Source organism: Streptomyces sp. 2A115 (assembly GCF_052245575.1).
In the GTDB taxonomy this organism is placed as follows: Bacteria; Actinomycetota; Actinomycetes; order Streptomycetales; family Streptomycetaceae; genus Streptomyces.
This window is the reverse complement of the sequence record NZ_JBQQCG010000019.1, coordinates 113779-133085: the sequence shown is the minus strand read 5'-3', so window position 1 is coordinate 133085 and position 19307 is coordinate 113779. Positions and strand designations below refer to the sequence as shown.

Here is a 19307-nt window from a genome sequence, read left to right as displayed (position 1 = left end):
ACAAGTGCCCGGCGCCGGACGGTACTTCATCCCACCTCACACCGTCGCCGCGCTGGCGCGCGCCCGCGGCGGCGCCCAGGCCGTGACGCTGCTGCGCTCCGGTCAGCTCAGCAAACGGAAGCTGCTGGTGCGGGCGCTGCACCAGGCGGCGGTGCGCCGGGACCCGGCCGGTGCCGGGCTCGACGCCGTGTACCCCCGGCTGCTCGACCTCAGTCACCGGGACCCCGAGGCCTGGCGGGCCGTCATGCTCCACCCCTACCTGGACGAGGGGCTGGCACGGGCCCTGGTGGTGCTGGAGCGCGGCGAGGAGATCGAGGCGGAGTGGCTCGCCTGGTGGGAGCGGCTCGTGGCCGGTTCGCCCGGAGAGGACTGGCCGGTGGTGCGGGCGGAGTGCGACGGGCAGGTCCTGCAGCTGCGGCTCGCCGACAGCGGGCCCTTCCGGGACGCTCATGGGCACACCCTCGACGGGCCCCTCACCGGGGAGCGGACCCGCCACTGGGAGAAGGCCCTGTCCGCCGCCTGGGAGGTGCTCGTGCAGCGGCACCCCTGGCATGTCCGTGCGATGGCGGCCTGCCTGACCACGCTGGTGCCGCTGCGGCCCGGATCCGACGGGGCCGCGGTCAGCTCGGCCGCCCGGCGAGGCTACGGCGCCGTCGCAGCCTCGCTCCAGGACGACCCCTCCCTCCTGGCGCTGACCCTCGTGCACGAGTTCCTGCACGTCCAACTCGGCGCCCTGCTGGACCTGTTGCCTCTGCACGGCCCGCCGACCGGCGTGCGCCACCACGCCCCCTGGCGTCCGGACCCACGGCCGGCCGGGGCGCTGTTGCAGGGGGCGTACGCGCATCTCGGCGTGACCGACTTCTGGCGAGCCGAACTCACCGTCGGCGGGAAGCGCGCCCGGCGCGAATACACCACCTGGCGTGGGCACACCGACGACGCCGCGGGAACACTGCTGGCCAGCGGGGAACTGCTGCCCGCGGGTGTGCGGTTCGTGACGGAGATGCGGGACGCCGTGCGCCGCCCGCCGGTCGCGTCCGGCGGCTCCGGGACACCGCGAACCAAGGGCGCTCTCGCCGCCGAGCTGCGCGCCCTCGGGCTGCGAGCGGGGGACACAGTTCTGGTGCATGCCTCCCTGCGCGCGCTGGGGCCGGTGACGGGCGGCGCGGAGACGGTCGTGGACGCGCTGCGGGACGTGCTCGGCCCGGCCGGCACGCTGGTGGCGTACACCCAGACACCGGACAACTCCGATCCGGCCCGCTGGCACCTCACCCGCGGGTACGCCGTGCCGGAGGAACACTGGGCCGGGCTGCGGGCCCGGCTGCCCGCGTTCAACCCGTCATGTACTCCCAGTTTCGGCGTGGGGGTCCTGCCGGAGACGGTGCGGATCCGGCCCGGTGCGCTGCGCAGCGCCCATCCGCAGAGCTCCTTCACGGCTCTGGGGCCCCGGGCCCGGTATGTCACCGAGGAACACGCGCCCGACTGTCACCTGGGACAGCGGTCGCCGCTGGCCCGGCTGGAGCGGCTCGGTGCGCGGGTGCTGCTGCTGGGCGTGGGGTACGACGTGTGCACGGCTTTCCATCTCGCGGAGTACCGGGTTCCCGGGCGGCCGCGGCTGCCGTACGCGTGCGTGGTCGCCGACGGGCAGGGCCGGCGGGCCTGGTACCACTACAGCGACATCCTCCTCGACGCCTCGCCGTTCGCCGAACTGGGCCGGGCCTACGAGGCCACCGGGGCGGTGGCCCAGGGACGCGTCGGCGATGCGGAGTGCCGCCTGCTCGACCTGGCCCCGGCCGTGGCCCACGCGACCGAGCGACTCAGTGCCCACGCCTGACGCCCGGGCGTGGGGCCACGGTCGTCCTCCTGCCGAGGTCCGTGCCGGGCGCGCTGGTTCAGCAGCCGGCCGCCCAGATGTGGGAGTGCGCGTGGACGGTGGGACCGGCCGAGCCCTCGCCGACCGCCTGGCGCGCATGACCGGCGGCAGCCCCGGGCCGGCCGCTCCACGTTCGCCTCAGGCGCCCGCGGTTTGCCCGCCTACAGCGGGGAGTTCCCTCCGCCATACCGGCGGGCCCGCGAGGCCCACCCGCCCGGTGCCGACTCAACCCTGCCGGTGGGAGGCGGCCACCGCCAGGACCAGGGCGGCGCTGGGCGCGCACCGCAAGCGGCCGCGAAGAGCCTCCCGGGCGGCGTCGGCCAGCGGCACATGGTGTACCCGCAGGTCCACTTCGGCCGGTTCAGGGGCCGCCGGCCCGGAGGTCAGGTGCTCGGCGCGCCACAGGTGGACCCGCGCGGAGGTCGTGCCGGGCAGCGGAAAGAGGTCTCCCTGGCTGGTCCAGGCGCCGCCCAGGTAACCGGTCTCCTCGGTCAGCTCACGGCGCGCGGCCGCCTGCGGACTTTCGTCGTCCGGATCGACTGCGCCGCCGGGCAGTTGCCACAGGGGTCCCACGAGGTAGTGGTACTGCTCGACCACGAGAAGATGGCCGTCGACCAGCGCCGCGACGCGCACCTGATCCGGCATTTCGACCCAGTCGTAAGGGCCTTGCCCACCGTCGGGGCGTGTCACTGCATCACGCCGCACTCCAAACCGGGAGGTGGAGAGCAAGCGCTCCTCGCTATGGCATGTCCACGGCCCTCGCTGCTCCATGGCCGTACCGTACGGCACGCCGTCCTGGCCCTACCCGCCTACTCACGGGCGTGGGGCAGCAGAGGAGTGCCGTCGGCGCCGGGCCGGGTTGCTGCTGCACCGAGCATGGCCTCCGCGTCCCGGACACCGGCCAGACGGGCGAACGCCAGCACGTACTGCTGGGAGTGGTCCTGTACCTCTCGCAGATCCGCACGGCATTCGGAGACTTGAGGCCACTCCGACTCGGATCGGCCGGGGTGGGCGTCCTCGAAGTCACGCAGACGGGGGTGCCATTTCGAGAGGAAAGGACGAAGTTCCGCGTTGAGGAAGTTCACCGCCAGTGCCTCCACGGTGAGACCGGCCCTCACGTGCGTCGAGGGACGGCTGGCCTTCAACGTCTCGCGAGTGGTCGCGAACAGCCCGTACAGCGACGTCATGGATTCCCTGAGCAGCCCCTCGTCATCCTGGAGCCGCCGAACGGACACTCGTGTCACCGACTCGATGAAAAGCTGCCACGCAACCTGTCGCGCGTCATTGTTCACGACGAAGGTCAGTTCGCTCAACTGCGGCACGCTTACGCGGACTTCAGTCAAACGTGCCGAGCGACGGTAGACGTCGAGACCGACGGCCACGAGCGCCCCGGCGAGCCCTCCGGTCACGGCGAACAGATAGGTGCCTCCCGTACGGCTGATCGCGTACACACAGATGCCGACCGCCGCACCAGAAAGCATCGAAAGGGCAATGCGCCATAACTGCCCAGCAGTCATACTCGTCCCGTTCCTCCCCCTAGCTGCCTTCCGTCCGTATCGGCCCTGGCCGTACGCATCCCGGAGTGCATGTGAGCATTGCAGCACACCAACCACTCACAGCCGAGCGGCATCTGGCGCCATCGCACCCTGCATGGTCGCGCACGTTCCGCAGCACCGACACTGCCCGGGCGCCCGCCGCGCCGCCCACGAAGCGCCATTGCGCTCCACTCCCTCACGAAGCGACGCGGGTGTGGACGGCGAGCCCCCTCGGAGTCCCACAGTCGGCACCACCGTTGCCCGCCAGTGGCGCCGAGCAGGCCCTTCCCGTCTGCTGACGCAGGTGGCTGGTGTATCGCGCCCCGGGCGAGGGACGACAACCCGGGCTCCCGGGCCCGCCATAGAGTCCCGGGTCCGAACCGCCAGGTCCGACAGCCCCCTCGGCGACGGCAGGCCCGCACATGCGGTCGGCCGAGCGCACCCAGCGAGAGCCCACACTCGGCAGGACCCTGCCTGAAGGTCAGGCCACGATTGCCACGGCGGGGGTGTCGGTCGGAGAGAATGCCTGAACGACGGCGTCGACGCCTTCCGGACCGGCAGGGGCCGGGTATGCGCCCTTCGCCCACCTCACCGGCCCAACGCCGCCCTGTACCGCCGTGTCGCGAATGGCGGAAACTTCACTGTCCGTTACCGCTTGCGCGGGCTTCTCGGGCCTCCGTTGTTCGGCAAGCCAGCCAGGACGGCGGCTGTTGACCATCACATCCTTCCGCGACCACAGATACGCAGTCCCTCGCGAAGCATCCCCTGGGCAGGGGGCAGCCGCATGTGGAACCGATCAGCACAGTCCCGTCGCTCGTCGCGCGACGTGGCGGTCGGTGATCGCGCAGGTGTCGGCTCCGGGCGTGCCGAGGTGCACTCCGGCCCGCCCGGAGTCCCCGCCGGTCGGCGGTTGTCCCGCGCGTCAGACGACCATCCACTGCTGGTTCGCGCCGGCGGTGCAGGTCGACCGGTCCAGTGCCGCGCCGTTGGCGGTGGACGCCCCGGCGACCTGGAGGCACCTGCCGCTGCCCACGTTGGTGAAGGTGACGTAGCCGCCGATCACCGCTTTCCTCGTCCACAGCTGGTGCGAGGCCCCGGTGCACGTCGACTGGACGGCCACCGCTCCGTCGGCCGTGGACGCGCCAGAAATCTGCCGGCATTTGCCCGCAGGCGCCGCACCACCCCGCGGCCTCCACCGAGGAAAGCCATCACCTCAGCCCGGCGCCTGCCGACGGAGTGGTTGGACGGGCTGCATCGCGACCCCGATGAGAGGGCTCACCGACGCACACCCCGCGTCGAGGCGACTACCCGTACGCCCGGTGGACCACCACCGTCAGATCACGAGCCGCTGCACGTCCGTCAGGCCGCGCTCTCCGGTGCGGTGTTCCGCCGGCAGGATGTAGGTGCGCAGGCCGCAGGCGGCCGCGCCGCCGTCGCGGACGGGGTTGTCGCCGACCATGAGGGTGGCGCGGGGGTCGGCGCCGAGGTCGGCGCAGGCTTTGAGGAACAGTTGCGGGTCGGGCTTTTCGCGGCCCTGCTCGTAGGAGATGACGCAGGTGTCGATCAAGGCGTCCAGCCCGTGGTGGGCGAGGTGGGTGCGCAGGTCCCAGGCGAAGTCGCTGACGATGCCGACGCGCAGTCCGCGCTCGCGCAGGGCGCGCAGGACCGGTTCGGTGTCGGGGTAGGGGAACCAGGCGTCCGGGGCGGTGAGTTCCCGGTAGGCCGGCTCCTGCGCGTCGCGCAGGAAGTCCACCTGCTGCCACCAGCCCCACATCGCGCGGCGGTGCTGCTCGGAGGAGAGGTCCCGGCCTTCCTGGAGGGCCACGACGGGGGGCAGCCGGAAGGCGGCGCGCAACTGGTCGGAGATCTCGGCCACCGCGCCGGGCTTGTCCAGCACGGCGAGGCGGCCGCTGGCGGCGCCGACCCGTCGCAGCCACGTCTCCAGGTCGATCATCTGGAAGATGGTGTTGCTGAAGTCGAAGAGGACGGCCTGAACCGGGGGCACGGGCGCGGCCATGTCGGCGTCGCTGGGGCGGTAGGCGCTCGGTGTTTCGAACAGGGTGTGTATCACGGGGAGGGCTCTTCGGGTTCGACCGTCCCGGCCTCGACAGTCTCGACGTTGGCTCCGAGGGCGCGTATGGCCTCGAGTTCCGTGTCGGGGGTGGCGGAGTCGGTGATGACGGTGTGGTAGTCGGCCGCGGTGCCGTAGGCGTACGTGGCGGTTTTGCCGAACTTCGAGTGGTCCGCCAGGAGCAGCGCCTGTTCGGCGGAGGCGAGCATGGCCAGCTTGACCTCGACGTAGTCGTTCAGCGGGTGGAACAGCCGGCCTTCCAGGACGGCGGTGGCGGACATCAGGGCGAGGTCGGCTCGGATCCGGGACAGGGCGCGGGTGACGGTGGGACCGGTGCAGGAGTTGAAGTCGCCGCGGTAGTGGCCGCCGAGCAGGGTGACGCTCACGCCGGACGCGGAGCCGAGGCGTTGCGCGAGGCCGACGGAGTTGGTCACCACGTGGAGCTGGTCAACCCGGAGCAGTGCGGGAACCAGGGGGAACAGGGTGGTCGAGTCGTCCATGAGTACCGTGCTGCCCGGCCTGATCCGGTCGGCGGCGGCCGCGCACAGCGCGTTCTTGGCCGCGAGGGCGCTGTTCTCACGGAAGCGGGTGGCCGTCTCCATGGTGAGGGCGGGGAAGGCGACGGCCCGGCCGCGCTCCTTGCGCAGCAGATGCCGTCCGGCGAGGTCGTCCAGGTCCCGGTGCATCGTCATCAGGCTGACGTCGAAGTGCCGGGCGAGGTCGTCGATGCGGGTCTCGCCGTGTTCGGCGACATAGCGCAGTACGGCCTGGCGCCGATCCTCGACGGCGGCCTGCGACAGTCGCGCACGGGCGGTCACAGCGCCCCTCCTTCCCGATCGTTCCGGTCTCGCAGTTTCCCACACGGGCCGACGGGAGCCGGGGCCGGTCAGGGCCCCGGACCTCGGGTCAGCGGTGCGGCGACGGCTGCGACGTACGCCGTACACGCCGGAGCGGCGTGTCACGGACCGTCCACCGTGACCAGCACCTTGACCTGCTCGGGGTCGACTGACGCGGCGAAGGCCTTGGCGGCGTCCTCCAGCGGGTAGGTGGCGGTGACGATCTCGGCGGTGTCGACGGCGCCAGAGGCGATCAGGGACAGGGCGGTGCGGTAGTCCTCACGGGTGTACATCAGGGTGCCCTCGATGCGGATCTCCCGGTCCTGGACCAGGTCGAGGCGGACGGGGGTGGGCCCGGCGGCTCCAACGCCGACGACGATGATCGTGCCGCCCTTTGCCACCAGGTCGATCGCCTGCGCCATGGACCGCTCGCGGGCCACGCAGTCGAAGACCACGTCGACCGGACCGCCGAGCGCCGCGTGGGCCTGCTCGGCCAGGTCGGTGGTGTCGGCGGGCAGGGCCGCGTCGGCTCCAAGGCGCAGGGCGCGGGCCCGCTTGCCCGGCAGCAGGTCGGTGACGGCGATCTTCGCGGCGCCCGCGTGCCGGGCGGCGAGAAGGGTGAGCAGTCCGATGGGGCCGGCGCCGAGGACGACGACCGTGCGGCCGGTGAGGTTCCCGGTCTTCGCCACGGCGTGCACCGGGGTGGACAGGGGCTCGACGAGGGCGGCCTCGATGTCGGTCATGCCGTCGGGGACGCGGTGGACGCGGTCGGCCGCGATGGTGAACAGGTCGGTCATGGCGCCGGGTGTCTGGCAGCCGAAGACCTTCAGTTCCTGGCAGATGTTGTAGCGGCCGGAGCGGCATTGGGGGCAGCGGCCGCAGTACAGGTTGGGCTCGATGAACACCCGGTCGCCGGGCGCGAAATCCTCGGCTCCTTTCCCCGCTGCGGCGACGACGCCTACGGCCTCGTGACCGGGGCGGTAGGGCAGGTCGATGAAGGGATGGTGGCCGGCCGCCGCATGGGTGTCGGAGCCGCACACGCCGACGACGGTGGTGCGCACCAGGAGTTCGTCGTCCCCGGGTACGGGGGCGGGCACGTGCTCGATGGTGATGTCGTCGAGGGAGCGGACGAGAACGCGGCGAATCTGCTCGGTCATGGGGGGGGTCCGTTCGGTTCGGGCGTTCACGCGGGGGCGAGGCCGGGCTGGCACTCGAAGCAGTACAGCGACGGGTCCACGGCGACCTGGTCGCCGATCGCGAGTTCGGTGACCTCGCTGCCGAGGTCGACGACCTCCCCGGCGAACTCGTGGCCGGGAATGACGGGCAGCTTCGGGGCGAACTCCCCCTGGAGGATGTGCAGGTCGGTGCCGCACAGTCCGGTGTCCGCAACCTCGACGACGACCTCTCGCGGGCCGGGAGCGGGGGCGTCGACCGTGGCGATCTCGACGCTGCCCGGCTGGGTGATGACGGCTGCCTTCACTTGACGGCTCCCAGGGAAAGGCCGCGGACGAGTTTGTCCTGGGCGGCGAAACCGGCGATGAGGACCGGCAGGGAGACCAGCACGGCCGCGGCGCACAGCCGGGCCAGGAAGAGGCCCTCGTTGGTGATGAAGCCGACGAGGAACACCGGTGCGGTGGACGCCTGGGTGGCGGTGAGGTTGACGGCGAACATGAACTCGTTCCAGCTGAAGATGAAGCAGATCAGCGAGGTGGCGGCGAGTCCGGGCATGGCGACCGGTGCGACGACCCGCCACAGCACGGTGAGCAGGCCCGCGCCGTCCATCTCGGCCGCTTCCAGGATCTCCTTGGGGACCTCGGCGAGGAACGAGCGCATCATCCACACCGCGATCGGGAGGTTCATGGCGGTGTAGAGGACGACCAGGGTCCATACGTTGTCCAGCATCCCGGCGTCTTTGACGATCAGGTAGACCGGCAGGAGGGCCGCGATCGCGGGCAGGAACTTGGTGGAGAGGAAGAAGAACATCACGTCGGTCCACTTCTCAACCGGCTTGATGGACAGCGCGTAGGCCGTCGGCACCGCCAGGGCGAGGACCAGGATCGTGGAAAGGATGCTGGCCATGGCCGAGTTGAGGAGGAAGGGGGTGATGTCCCGGCTGAACAGCAGCTCGTACTGGTCGAGGGTGACGGCGGCGAAGGGGGTGGGCGGATTGGTGGCCGCGTCGGCCTCCTGATGGAAGGAGGTGAGGACCATCCAGGCCACCGGCGCGAAGAACGCCAGCGTGGCGAGCCAGGCGACGAAGGTCCACAGCGGTGACAGGCGTGGGGAGTTGGGGTCGTCCTTGCCACGGAGGAGCTTTTTGAACCTGGCCCCTGGGGCGGCGACTGCGGCGTGGGTCATCGGGATGTCTCCTCGCGGAACAGCGACGCGATGGTGCGCAGCGCGAAGGTCGCGATGACGAACGCGCCGAGTACGACGATCACGCCGGCGGCGGCCGCCTCGCCGTACTCGTACTTGCGGAACATGGTCAGGTAGATCTCGTAGGGCAGGTTGGTGGTCTGGGAGCCGGGGCCGCCCTGGGTGATGGTGAAGACCGCGTCGAAGGTCTGCACTACGTAGATCGTGCCGAGCAGGACGCCCAGCTCGAGGTACTGGCGCAGGTGCGGCAGGGTGATGTGGCGGAAGGTCTGCAGCGCGGAGGCGCCGTCCATGCGGGCCGCCTCCAGGACGTCACCGGGCTGCGCCTGCAGGCCGGCCAGGAGGATCAGCATCATGAACGGGGTCCACTGCCACACCAGCGACACCACGACGGCCGGCATGGGGTAGGAGGAGATCCAGTCGACGGTGGGGCCGTTGTCCGCGCCGAACAACCGGTATACGGCGTTGAGGGTGCCGTTGAGCAGGCCGTAGTCGGGGTTGTAGATGGCGTGCTTCCACAGCAGCGCGGCGGCGACCGGCATGACGAGGAACGGGGCGATGAGCAGGGTGCGCGCCAGGCCGCGGCCGAGGAAGCGGCGGTCGAGCAGCATCGCCAGACCGAGTCCGAGGATCACGCTGATGATCACCACCGACGCGGTGAGCACGACGGTGTTGAGCACGGCCGTGCGCAGCCGCTCGTCGGTGAAGACGAACGAGAAGTTGGACAGACCGACGAAGTGCCTCTCGCCCGGCTTGAGGATGTTCCACTGGAAGGTGGAGATGATCAACGTGGCCACGAAGGGCAGCTGCGTGACGATGATGGTGAAAATCAGCGCGGGAAGCAGCGGGATGCGGCGCTTCCACTTGGCCGCCGCGCCCGAGGACTTCCGGGTACGGACGGGTGGGGGTGCTGTCTTGGGGGGTGCGGTGAGCGTGGTCATGAATGATTCCTCTGCCGGTGAGGGCCGGGGTCGGGGAAGCGGCGCCCGGCCGACGCAGGGGCCGGCCGGGCGCTGAAGGTCACTTGTAGTTCTTCGCGACTTCCTCGGCCAGCTTCTGGCCGTCGTTGAGCGCCTTGTCCACGCTGGTCTTGCCGGCGATGGCGGCGGAGATCTCCTGGGTCACCTTGGTCCCGAGGTCCTGGAAATCGGGGATGGCCACGTACTGGATGCCCACGGTCGGCCTGGGCTGGACGCCCGGGTTGGTGGGGTCGGCCTCCTGTATGGAGTTCAGGGTGATGTCACCGAAGGCCGCGGCGGCCTTCTTGTACTCGGGGATCTTGTAGGTGCTGGCCCGCTTGCCGGCCGGGACACGCGCCCAGCCGAGCTCCTCGCCGACGAGGTTCTCGTACTTCTTGCTGGAGGCCCACAGCATGAACTGCGAGGCGGCGTCGGCCTTCTTCGTGGTCTTGGGCATGGCCCACGACCAAGCCCACAGCCAGCCGCTGCTGTCCGTCTTGACGGTCGGTGCGTAGGCGTAGCCGACGTTGCCGGCGATCTTGCTGGAGGCGGGGTCCTCCAGCGATCCGGCCGCGCTGGTCGCGTCGTACCACATCGCGACCTTCTTCTGGCTCAGCGCGTTCAGGCACTCGGTGAACCCGGCCTGCGGGGCGCCCGCCTCACCGTGCTCGCGCACCAGGTCGACGTAGAACTTCGTGGCCTCCTTGAAGCCTCCGCTGTTGACCTGTGCCTTCCAGTCCTTGGTGAACCAGGTGCCGCCGAAGGTGTTGACCATGGACGTCAGCGGCGCACCGAGCTCGCCCCAGCCGGCCAGACCGCGCAGGCAGATGCCCTTCATACCGGGCTCAGCGCCGTCGACCTTGGCGGCGATGTCGGCGATCTGCTGCCAGGTCGGCCGTTCGGGCACCGTGATGCCCTTCGCCTTCATGACGTCCTTGTTGTACATGAGCATGGAGGACTCGCCGTAGAACGGCAGGGCGTAGAGCTTGCCGTCGGAGCCGGTGAGCGACTGGACCATCGGCTTGAGCAGGTCGGCCTTGTCGAAGCCCTTGTCCTTGTCGGCGTAGGAGCCGAGATCGTGCAGCCAGCCGTTCTTCTCCCAGATGGGCACCTCGTATGCGCCGATGGTGGCGACGTCGTACTGGCCGGCCTGGGTGGCGATGTCCTGGGTGACTTTGTCGCGCAGCTCGTTCTCGGGAAGAATCGTGAAGTTGACCTTGATCCCGGTGTCCTTGGTGAAGTTGTCCTTGGTCAGCTTCGCGATGTCCTCCATCTGCGGGTTGCCGACCATCAGCACGTTGATGCTCTTCCCTCCGTCCGAGGACCCGCCGGCTCCGGCTCCGGAACAGGCGGTGGCGAGCAGGGCGGTGGCGGCGGCGCCGGCTATGAGGGCGTATCTGGTCGATGCCATGTGACGGGGGACCTCTCGTGCGGGTTCGCTGGGACCTCGACTGAGGCGCGGCGGGTCGAGCAGGGGTGTGGATGCGTCCTTGGGGAGTCAGGCGCGTCTCGATGGCCGAATTATTAGCAGGAGACTGCGCAATTGTTAACACATCTTGCGAGAAAATCTCATCGGACTTATCGTCAAGCGTTCTCTGAGGGGCTACGGCAGTCCACCGAACAGTCCAGCTCCCAGCCCTCGACCTTGCCGCCGCCGTCCCCGAGGAACCCACATGAGCGTCAGACCGGAACCCGCAGACGAGCCTGCCGTCGTCGTCGCCGGAGACGCGCTGGTGGACCTCACCCCCACCCGCACGGCCGACGGCGCCGCGGCCCACCAGCCGCGCCCGGGCGAATCCTGCCTCAACGTCGCCGCCGCTCTCGGCCGACTCGGAGTCCCTACGGCACTGCTCGCGCATCTCCGACGACCACTTCGGCGATCTCCTGCGCGCGCACCTCGCGGCATCCGGCACCCGGCTCACCCATGCGCTGCCTGCGTCCGACCCCACCACTCTCGCCGCCGTGCATCTGCGCGAGGACGGGTCGGCCGCCTACTCCTTCCACGCGAACGGCACCGCCGACCGCGGCCTGCGCCCTGAACACCTCGCCGCTCTCCCGGACGGCGGCGCGCTGCCCGCGGGGACGGCTCTGCACCTCGGGTCGCTGGGTCTGCTGCTCGAACCCCTGGCCTCCACGCTCGACGGACTGATTCGCCGGGAGGCGGGCCGGCGGCTGGTGTCCGTCGACCCGAACGTGCGGCCGAGCCTGGTCACCGACAGCGCCGCCTATCTCCGGCGGTTCGCCGCTGGGTGGCCCTCGCCGACGTGGTGAAGGCGAACGACGAGGATCTGGCCTGGCTCCACCCCGGTGAGTCGTACGAGGCGGTGGCCGAACGCTGGCTCGCGTCCGGGGCGGGACTCGTCCTGATCACGTTCGGCTCCCGGGGCGCCTGGGCCGTCGGCCGCGACGCCCGCGTCCATGTGCCGGCCCCGGCGGTCCGGGTCGTCGACACGGCCGGAGCGGGCGATGCCTTCACCGCGGGAGTGCTCGCCCATCTGCACCACACCGGCCGGCTCAGCCGCGAAGGCGTCGACCACCTCGGCGCCGTCGAGCTTGCCCGGCTGCTGTCGTACGCCGTGGAGATCGCGGCCGACACCTGCACCCGCGCCGGAGCCCAGCCGCCGTACCGCTGCGACGGCGTGCCGACCCCCGTGTAGCGGCAGTGGCCGTGCCTGGATGCCTGTCGCTCCCTCATGTCGCCGGCTCGTCCGGCACTCACTCCGGAGTCTCGGGCGCGTCCAAACGGGCCCAGACCGGTCCGAGAGCCTCCAGCGCCTCCCGGTACACCGCATACGCCTCGTCGAGTACGGCGACCCGGTCGGGGTCGGGTTCATGTCGTCTGAGCACGGCGGCTCCGGCGCGCGGGTCCGTCACGCCGTCGAGCAGTCCGACGGCGGTGGCCGCGAGCAGGGCCGCTCCCCGGGCGGCACTCTCCTGCACGTCGGTCACCTCGACCGGCCGCCGCAGGGCGTCGGCGAACATCTGGCTCCATACCTCGCTGCGCGCGGCGCCGCCGGTCAGCCGGGCCGACCCGCTGATCGGCAGCTTCGAGCAGAGCGCGTCGACGTGCCAACGGTGATTGAGGACGACGCCTTCCATCAGTGCCCGCAGCAGATGGCCGCGGCCGTGCCAGCCGCGCAGTCCGAGGAACGTGCCGGACGTGGGATGCGGGTGCGGGGAGCCGTAGACGAACGGGTGGAACAGCACCTCCGACGGACCGTCCAGGTGGGCCTCGACCTCGCGACCGATCACCTCGTGGACGCCGTCCCGCTGGTCGGCCGGCGCACCTGTCACCCGCAGGAACCACTCCAGGTTCGCCCCCGAGGCGGGTGAGGTGGACATGGTCATCCACTGGCCCGGGCGGACGAAGTGCCGGACCTGCCAGCGTGGATCGACGACGGGGCGCTTGCCGACCACCTGGTTGATGCTGAACGACCCGGCGATCAGGCACAGTTTGCCCGGCGTCGTGCCGCCGATCCCGAGCGCGGCGGCGTCGACGTCATGGGCGCCCGTCACGACGGGGGTGCCCGCGGTCAGCCCGGTGAGCGCGGCAGCCTCGCGGGTGACGGTTCCGCTCACCGCGTCGCACGCCAGGACGGGCGGCAGCAGACCTGCGAGGGCGCCGAGGCCGTACAGGTCGAGCAGTTCCGGCGCGTAGCCGCCCCGCCGCATGTCGGTGAACGAGGCACTGGCGTCCGTGGGATCGGTGGCCGCCACGCCCGTCAGCCGCAGGCGCAGCCAGTCCTTGCAGGACAACAGCCAACGCGCCCGCTGAAGCACCCCTGGTTCGTGGCGGGCGAGCCAGGCCAGCAGGGCGGCCGGGGAACCCGCGAAGGGCACCGTGCCCGACAACTCCAGGGCACGGGACCAGACCGGAGTGCCCCGCCACTCCTCCAGCACGGGTTCGGCGCGCGTGTCCATCGCCACGATCGCGGCGCGCACCGGCCGGCCGAGCTCGTCGACGACGTACAGTCCGTCGCCGTGCCCGGCCACCCCCACCGCGGCGACAGTCCGCCCCGCGTCCGGACCGGCCTCGGCGAGACAGGCGGCGATAGCCTGGTGCGCCGTCCGCCACACGTCGTCCATGTCCCGCTCGACCCAGTACGGGCGAGGGGTGGACAGCGGCAGCGTGCCGCTGCCCCGCGCCACCGGCCGACCGGTGGCGTCGAACAGAACGGCCTTGGTCACGTTGTGTCCCGCGTCGACACCGAGCACCAGTTCACGCGCCACCGCTCACACCCACCCCAGATCCCAAGAGTTGTCCACCGTGGTCGCACCGGCCGGTCGCGGCGAGTTCGGCGACGACCGTAGCCTTACGGCCGGACTCCGGTACGGCCACGCCGCGTGCTGTTCCGCCTTGCTTCCCGACCGGTCGAGGCTGCGGACCGGCCAGGAGCGGCGGACCGCACACCTATGCCAGGGCATCGACGCCGTACCCGGCAGGGATGAAACGATCACCGACGACGAGAACCCGCCATGCGGTCTCCTCGCGTGCCGAAGCCACACCGCTCACGAAGCCGATCGTCCCACGCAACAGGACGGCGGGCCCGGACCGCCGCCTGTTCAGCGACAGACGGGCCCGCAGACGTGGACGCTCCGGCGGGGGCGGCCCGGCGGTGCAGCCAGCTCTCCTGCCGGATCCGCCCCTCACCGCTCTGATCGACGAACTCCGGACACGGAGCCCGGTCTTCCGTGACGTGTGGGCTCACCACGAGGGACGTACGCACCACACCGGATTGCAGGAGTTGCATCATCCCGTCATGGGAGACCTCACCCTTGCCTTCGAGGTCCTTGATGTGCAGGCCGACCAAGGACTCTCGATCATCGTCTACAGCGCAGGGTCGGATACGTCGGCGGCCATCAAGCTGGCTCACTTGAGCAGGTGGGCCGCCGGAACCGGCGAGACCTCCACGAGTAACGCGGAGGCCGTGAGGACCTGAGCCGTCGACGGCTGACAGTCAGTCGGCCAGCTCCACCCTCGCGGTGGAGCCATCCTCCTGGTCGGCGATCGCGTCCATGTCTCCGTCGAACTGACCGATCCTCAGGATGCCGTCGTGGTAGCCCACGTCGCCGTAGTAGAAGACGAGGTCGCCCCCCGGAGCGTAGTAGCCGATGTCCCGCGGGCTGGGGTCCTCTCCCTCGGGCATGCCTTCCGTGGAAAGTTCCTCAGGCAACGGCCCCGTCTTCTCCATGTTCAGGTGGTCGCTGAACTCCACGGTGACCGGGAGCTTTTCGATCAGGTCCCGAGCGGAGGCGTTGTCAAAGAGCCGACCCGTCAGCACCGTCTCGCCCATCGTGATACGGATCGGCGTCCCGTCGCTCGACGACTGGTCAGGGCTCGGCGAGGAGGAGACCGTGGCGGACGCTGAATCGCTGGACGACGAGGAACTCTCAGGCGTGGTGCTCTGTGCAGCCGTCCCGTCCGAATCGCTGCTGCAGGCTGTCAGGGCGAACACGAAGGTCATGGCCAGCGAGAGCCCCAGGCCCCGACGCGCTCGACGCGACGGCCCGAGTCGCGACGGCCCGGGTACGGAAGAACTGGTTCTGGTCATGTCGTCGAGGCTAACCGCGAGGCCACCGCAGGTGGGAAGCCCTGTCGGTGCCCCCCAGTCAGGGCGGGCACCGACACGACGCATGCGGAACTCGGCCGTGCGGGCAGCATGTGAGTCATCGGCACCACCGACGCAGTCACTACTTGGTTTCGACGCGTCCGACCGGTTCGGGTCCGGTTGCCAGCGCCTCGCACGCCGTCTGCCACGCGGTGTCGCCGCGTTGGAGCCGGCTGTGGAGGTAGGCCGCGGTGAGCTGCGCGACCGCCGCGACCAGGCCGGGGTTCTCGTCGGTGGTCTCGGCGGCGTCGTACCCGGCCACCCCACCGAGTCCGTGTTCCGCGCCGAACAGGGTGAGCAGGGTCTTGGGGCCGGGGGCGAGGGTGTAGGGGTCGGTGTGCCAGGCCGGGCCCATGTCTGTGAAGTGCCGGGAGTCGTCCTTGTCGCCCGCGATGACCAGCGCGGGTGTGGTCATCGCGGAGAAGTCCGTGGTCCGGAAGAATGGCGTCTTCTCGGCCATGAACCCGGTCAGGACCTTGCCGCCTCTGCCGGGCGCGGCGAGCAGCACGCCCGCCTTGATGCGAGGCTCGATGAGGTTCGCCTCCTGCCCGGTGTCGGGGTCGGTGATCCGGGCGCCCAGCAGCTGGCTCGCGGTGAAGCCGCCGAGGGAGTGTCCGGCGACGGCGACCTTGTTGTGGTCGATCCGGCTGGCGAGCAGCGGCACGGCCTTCTCGATCACGTCGAGCCGGTCGAGGATGTACGTCATGTCCTCGGTCCGCGAGCGCCAGAAGAAGGGGGCGCCCGGGACATCGGCCAGCACGTGGCCCAGGGTCCTGGAGTTGAGGTGGGTGGGCTGGATGACGACGAATCCGAGGGCCGCCCAGAGGTTGGCGATCGGTCCGTAGCCGTTCAGGGAGGAGAGGTTGTTCGAGGGGCCGTGGCCGTGGGAGAGGAGGATCACCGGCAGGCCGGTCCCGGTCGCGGGTGCCGTGACGCGCACCTGGAGGACGACGGGCCGTCCAGGCACGGACAGGACCACCGGGCTGTACGACAGGACCGGAGCGGGCGGGCCGACGGTGGACGCGTTCATGAGGGCTGGTTCCTTTCTGCTGCGTGTGCCGCCGCCCGGCCGAGGCCGGGCGGCGAGAGGCGAGTGGTCGGGCGCTTACTTGCTCTGCAGCGTGCCGAGCGGGCTGGGGTCCTCCTCCAGTGCGATGGCCGCCGCCTTCCAGGCGGTGGCCTCGCCGTACAGGGCGCTGCGCAGGTAGGCCGTGGTGAGCTGCTGGATCAGGGCAACGCGTGCGGGGCTGGCATCGGTCGTCTCGGCGACCTCAAGTCCTGGGATGCCACCGAGGGAGTGCTCGGCGTCGAACAGAGTGAGCAGGCTCTTGCTGCCGGGGCTGTAGGTGTAGGGGTCGGTGAACCAGTCCGGTCCGCGGGTGGACAGGTGGGACTGGTCCTTGTCCCCGGCGACGATGAGGGCCGGAGTGGTCATGGTGTCGAAGGACGGCTTCATGAAGGGGAAGTGCTCGGCGGCGAACGGGACCAGGTCGTCGCCCAAGCCGGTCAGGGCCAGCAGCACGCCCGCCTTGACCCGGGGGTCGGACATGTCCTCACCCGGCTTTCCGTCGGAGTCGAGGACACGCGCGCCCAGCAGAGTGCTCGCCGACTGGGCTCCCCAGGAGTGGCCGGCCACGGCGACGCGGTCACGGTCCAGGCGCCCGGTCAGGCCCGGCACGGAGGCTTCCAGGGCGTCGAGTCCGTCCAGGACGCGGGTGAGGTCCTCGATGCGCAGGCGCCAGATCCGCGGGGTACGGGGGTCCTCGGCGGGGATGCCCAGGGTCCTGGAGTCGAGGTGGGTGGGCTGAATGACCACGAAGCCGTGGGCGGCCCAGAAGTCGGCCAGCGGGGTGTAGCCGTCCATCGACAAGCCGAAGCCGTGCGAGAAGACGATGACGGGCAGGCCGGTCCCGGTCGCGGGGGCGGACACGCGGACCTGGAGGTCGTCACCACGGCCAGGGGCGGACAGGACGACCGGCCGCGCGGACACCACCGTGGTGGGTGCGCCCTGGACGTTCGCGGTCTTGGATTCGGACATGGAGGTGCCTTCCGTTCGGTGCGTGCGCACTCTTGGGATCGGTGGGCCCGGCAGGCGGCGCCGCGGGCATGGGCCGGATGGTGAGCGTTTCTCATGCGGAGCCACATCGACGCCGGGTGGCGACGAGGACGTGGCTGTTCCGGTCCCGGGTGGAGCGTGCTGAGGACAGGGGTTGGCCGCAGGACTACCGGCCTGTCATCACAAACTAAGCGGAACCTTGTTCCGAATACGATACGGAACATCGATCCGTTTTGCAAGATCGGCCATCGAGGGAGTGTTGCCCGTGAACGACGGCGGCCGGAGCCCGGGAAGCTCAGCCAGGTCCAACGCCAGGACGCCCGGCGCAACAGCAGGCGCTGCTGGACGCGACCGCCGCGGCCTTCGTGACCTCCACGGCCTTCGTGACCTCCGCGGTCTTCGTGACCTGGGGTGTGGAGGCGCCGGTACGCGACATCTCGGCCAAGGCCGGCGTCGGGGTAGCCACGATCTACCGCCACTTCGCCACCCGGGCGGACCTCGTCATCGCCGTCTACCGCCAACGGATCGACGCCTGCGCCGAAGCCGGCCCCACCCTGCTGGCGGCCCGCCCCACTCCCCATGCCGCCCTGGGGCGAAGGGTCCTCTTCGTCGACTTCCTCGTACCAAACACGGCCTCGCAGCCGCGATGCAGGGCGACAGCACCAGCTTCGAGGCGCTCCACGCCTACTTCCTCGAACACCTCCTGCCGGTGTGCACCCAGCTCCTCGAAGCTGCCGCTGCCTCCGGCGAGATCCGCTCCGGCCTCGACACCAACCACCTCATGCGCGGCATCCGAAACCGCTCCCGCATGACCCACTCAGCCCTGACGAAGGCATAGAGGCACCCCCGCTGATCCAGATTGAGCCTCCGACACAGGCGTCACGTGGCAGTGCGGTCGGGAGGAACGAACAGGGTGTTGGTCGCTTTTGCCACGTCAATGAATGCGGCCAGTACTGGGCTGTCGTTCTCACGTGTCCAGATGAGTCCCATCTCGACGTCGAGCGGCTCGTCCTGGAGTGCGCGGTAGGTGACCCCGGTTTTCTGGATGCGGCGCACCGAAGCGGGAATGAGCGCGACGCCCACCCCGCTGGCGACAAGCCCCGCGATGGTCTGGACAAGAGCTGCCTCCTGCACGACTCGAGGCACGAAGCCGCCGCGACGGCACTGCTCCAGGATGATTTCGCGAAGGCCTTGGCCGCTGTGTCCGCCGACGAGTACAAAAGGCTCGTCGGCGAGGTCACCGACCTGGACCTTCCGTCGGGCGGCGAGACGGTGGCCGGGCGGGAGCGCTGCCACCAGGGGTTCACGTGAGATGGCCGCGGACATGAGGTTCCGATCGCCGAACGGATGCGCGTCGGCGCAGGGGAGATAGAAACAGCCGCAGTCCAACGATCCGTCACGAAGGTCTCGCACCTGCTGCTCGGGCGTCAGCTCATGCAGGTCGAGCCGTACGTCGCTGTGCTGCGCTCTGAAATCACGAAGGATGGGTGGAAGATTCTCGGTGGTCGCGGACGGAACGAATCCCAAAGCCAGCCTGCCCCATTCGCCTTTGGCGGCTCTTCTGGCGTCCTCAACGTTACTGCGAAGCTGATTGAGAAGCTCCTGCGTGCTCTCCTGGAAGGCGCGGCCCGCCGCCGTGAGCTTCACCTTGCGTGTGGTGCGCTCGAAGAGGACCACGTCCAGCTCCTCCTCGAGCTGACGGATCTGAACACTCAGCGGCGGCTGAGTCATGTGGAGCCGGTCCGCCGCGCTGCTGAAGTTCAGCTCCTCGGCGACCACCAGGAAGTACCGCAGCTGCCGCAGCTCCACCGCTTACGGCCCTCCCTCGTCAGTTCAGGCCCATGGCGCCCTATGGATCTATTCGCCAAATATATAGATGCAGAGCCTAATGAGTATTGGACAGGATGAATAGCGACTACGACCATGTAACCGCGGCCTTCACGCCGCCAGGTGGTCACGCTCCGCGCGGCGCGCGCTGGCATGGAAGGTTGGTGA

At 70.1% G+C, this 19307-nt stretch carries 17 protein-coding genes and 3 pseudogenes; 5 read left to right on the top strand and 15 right to left on the bottom strand.

The window, feature by feature from the left end; translation table 11 throughout:
* The first annotated feature begins 4 nt into the window (after positions 1-4).
* On the top strand, positions 5-1831 hold the full coding sequence (locus ACTWQR_RS18945; RefSeq protein WP_443228269.1) for an AAC(3) family N-acetyltransferase: 1827 nt from the start codon (positions 5-7) through the stop codon (positions 1829-1831).
* 264 nt (positions 1832-2095) lie between these two features.
* On the opposite strand, the gene ACTWQR_RS18940 is transcribed toward ACTWQR_RS18945, so the two are convergent.
* The 10 genes and pseudogenes from ACTWQR_RS18940 to ACTWQR_RS18895 form a co-directional block, all read right to left on the bottom strand.
* Positions 2096-2515, bottom strand: a complete 420-nt coding sequence (locus ACTWQR_RS18940) for an NUDIX domain-containing protein (protein ID WP_443228268.1) — start codon at positions 2513-2515, stop codon at positions 2096-2098.
* Between the two features lie 164 nt (positions 2516-2679).
* Positions 2680-3351, bottom strand: coding sequence for a hypothetical protein (locus ACTWQR_RS18935; RefSeq protein ID WP_443228267.1), 672 nt, complete (start codon positions 3349-3351; stop codon positions 2680-2682).
* A 976-nt stretch (positions 3352-4327) separates the two neighbouring features.
* Positions 4328-4561, bottom strand: a pseudogene (locus ACTWQR_RS18930) (RICIN domain-containing protein); the annotation flags it as partial.
* Positions 4562-4738: 177 nt separating this feature from the next.
* Positions 4739-5476: an HAD family hydrolase gene (locus ACTWQR_RS18925; RefSeq protein ID WP_443228266.1), complete on the bottom strand. Its 738-nt coding sequence runs from the start codon at positions 5474-5476 to the stop codon at positions 4739-4741.
* Positions 5473-6294 (bottom strand): DeoR/GlpR family DNA-binding transcription regulator, encoded by an 822-nt coding sequence (locus tag ACTWQR_RS18920; protein WP_443228265.1) that lies wholly within the window; start codon positions 6292-6294, stop codon positions 5473-5475. Before ACTWQR_RS18920 ends, ACTWQR_RS18925 begins: the two co-directional genes overlap by 4 nt.
* 140 nt (positions 6295-6434) lie before the next feature.
* Entirely contained in the window at positions 6435-7469 is a 1035-nt protein-coding gene (locus ACTWQR_RS18915; RefSeq protein ID WP_443228264.1) for a zinc-dependent alcohol dehydrogenase, read from the bottom strand.
* Between the two features lie 47 nt (positions 7470-7516).
* A pseudogene (locus ACTWQR_RS18910) lies at positions 7517-7792 on the bottom strand (alcohol dehydrogenase catalytic domain-containing protein); the annotation flags it as partial.
* Positions 7789-8670, bottom strand: coding sequence for a carbohydrate ABC transporter permease (locus tag ACTWQR_RS18905; protein ID WP_443228263.1), 882 nt, complete (start codon positions 8668-8670; stop codon positions 7789-7791). The gene ACTWQR_RS18905 and the pseudogene ACTWQR_RS18910, both read right to left, overlap by 4 nt.
* Complete coding sequence (locus ACTWQR_RS18900) at positions 8667-9629, bottom strand: carbohydrate ABC transporter permease (RefSeq protein ID WP_443228262.1); 963 nt, start codon at positions 9627-9629, stop codon at positions 8667-8669. The genes ACTWQR_RS18905 and ACTWQR_RS18900 overlap by 4 nt, the downstream gene beginning before the upstream one ends.
* A gap of 79 nt (positions 9630-9708) precedes the next feature.
* Positions 9709-11058: an ABC transporter substrate-binding protein gene (locus ACTWQR_RS18895; RefSeq protein WP_443228261.1), complete on the bottom strand. Its 1350-nt coding sequence runs from the start codon at positions 11056-11058 to the stop codon at positions 9709-9711.
* 551 nt (positions 11059-11609) lie between these two features.
* On the opposite strand from ACTWQR_RS18895, the gene ACTWQR_RS18890 reads away from it, so the two are divergent.
* The gene (locus ACTWQR_RS18890) at positions 11610-11918 is read left to right on the top strand and encodes a hypothetical protein (protein WP_443228260.1); all 309 of its coding nucleotides are present in this window, start codon (positions 11610-11612) and stop codon (positions 11916-11918) included.
* Positions 11897-12304 carry a PfkB family carbohydrate kinase gene (locus ACTWQR_RS18885; protein WP_443228259.1) on the top strand — a complete coding sequence of 136 codons (408 nt, stop codon included), beginning with the start codon at positions 11897-11899 and terminating at the stop codon, positions 12302-12304. Before ACTWQR_RS18890 ends, ACTWQR_RS18885 begins: the two co-directional genes overlap by 22 nt.
* A gap of 58 nt (positions 12305-12362) precedes the next feature.
* Here the strand turns inward: ACTWQR_RS18885 and ACTWQR_RS18880 are convergent, their stop codons facing one another.
* Positions 12363-13877, bottom strand: coding sequence for an FGGY-family carbohydrate kinase (locus tag ACTWQR_RS18880; protein ID WP_443228258.1), 1515 nt, complete (start codon positions 13875-13877; stop codon positions 12363-12365).
* Between the two features lie 215 nt (positions 13878-14092).
* Between ACTWQR_RS18880 and ACTWQR_RS18875 the strand changes: the two genes are divergently transcribed.
* Entirely contained in the window at positions 14093-14587 is a 495-nt protein-coding gene (locus tag ACTWQR_RS18875; protein WP_443228257.1) for an MmyB family transcriptional regulator, read from the top strand.
* 18 nt (positions 14588-14605) lie between these two features.
* Here ACTWQR_RS18875 and ACTWQR_RS18870 read toward each other — a convergent pair whose 3' ends face one another.
* The 3 genes from ACTWQR_RS18870 to ACTWQR_RS18860 form a co-directional block, all read right to left on the bottom strand.
* Positions 14606-14941: a cyclophilin-like fold protein gene (locus tag ACTWQR_RS18870; RefSeq protein WP_443228256.1), complete on the bottom strand. Its 336-nt coding sequence runs from the start codon at positions 14939-14941 to the stop codon at positions 14606-14608.
* Positions 14942-15338: 397 nt separating this feature from the next.
* Complete coding sequence (locus tag ACTWQR_RS18865) at positions 15339-16286, bottom strand: alpha/beta hydrolase family protein (RefSeq protein WP_443228255.1); 948 nt, start codon at positions 16284-16286, stop codon at positions 15339-15341.
* A gap of 75 nt (positions 16287-16361) precedes the next feature.
* Positions 16362-17294, bottom strand: coding sequence for an alpha/beta hydrolase family protein (locus ACTWQR_RS18860; RefSeq protein WP_443228254.1), 933 nt, complete (start codon positions 17292-17294; stop codon positions 16362-16364).
* Positions 17295-17577: 283 nt separating this feature from the next.
* On the opposite strand from ACTWQR_RS18860, the pseudogene ACTWQR_RS18855 reads away from it, so the two are divergent.
* Positions 17578-18111, top strand: a pseudogene (locus ACTWQR_RS18855) (TetR/AcrR family transcriptional regulator); the annotation flags it as partial.
* Positions 18112-18191: 80 nt separating this feature from the next.
* Here ACTWQR_RS18855 and ACTWQR_RS18850 read toward each other — a convergent pair.
* Positions 18192-19121: a LysR family transcriptional regulator gene (locus ACTWQR_RS18850; protein WP_443228253.1), complete on the bottom strand. Its 930-nt coding sequence runs from the start codon at positions 19119-19121 to the stop codon at positions 18192-18194.
* Positions 19122-19307: the final 186 nt, after the last annotated feature.

Coding starts and splice junctions, on each gene's coding strand:
- ACTWQR_RS18870 (WP_443228256.1), bottom strand. CDS start 14,941: ATGGGCGAGACGGTGCTGACGGGTCGGCTCTTTGACAACGCCTCCGCT.
- ACTWQR_RS18935 (WP_443228267.1), bottom strand. CDS start 3,351: ATGCTTTCTGGTGCGGCGGTCGGCATCTGTGTGTACGCGATCAGCCGT.
- ACTWQR_RS18915 (WP_443228264.1), bottom strand. CDS start 7,469: ATGACCGAGCAGATTCGCCGCGTTCTCGTCCGCTCCCTCGACGACATC.
- ACTWQR_RS18900 (WP_443228262.1), bottom strand. CDS start 9,629: ATGACCACGCTCACCGCACCCCCCAAGACAGCACCCCCACCCGTCCGT.
- ACTWQR_RS18905 (WP_443228263.1), bottom strand. CDS start 8,670: ATGACCCACGCCGCAGTCGCCGCCCCAGGGGCCAGGTTCAAAAAGCTC.
- ACTWQR_RS18940 (WP_443228268.1), bottom strand. CDS start 2,515: ATGCCGGATCAGGTGCGCGTCGCGGCGCTGGTCGACGGCCATCTTCTC.
- ACTWQR_RS18860 (WP_443228254.1), bottom strand. CDS start 17,294: ATGTCCGAATCCAAGACCGCGAACGTCCAGGGCGCACCCACCACGGTG.
- ACTWQR_RS18865 (WP_443228255.1), bottom strand. CDS start 16,286: ATGAACGCGTCCACCGTCGGCCCGCCCGCTCCGGTCCTGTCGTACAGC.
- ACTWQR_RS18875 (WP_443228257.1), top strand. CDS start 14,093: ATGAAACGATCACCGACGACGAGAACCCGCCATGCGGTCTCCTCGCGT.
- ACTWQR_RS18895 (WP_443228261.1), bottom strand. CDS start 11,058: ATGGCATCGACCAGATACGCCCTCATAGCCGGCGCCGCCGCCACCGCC.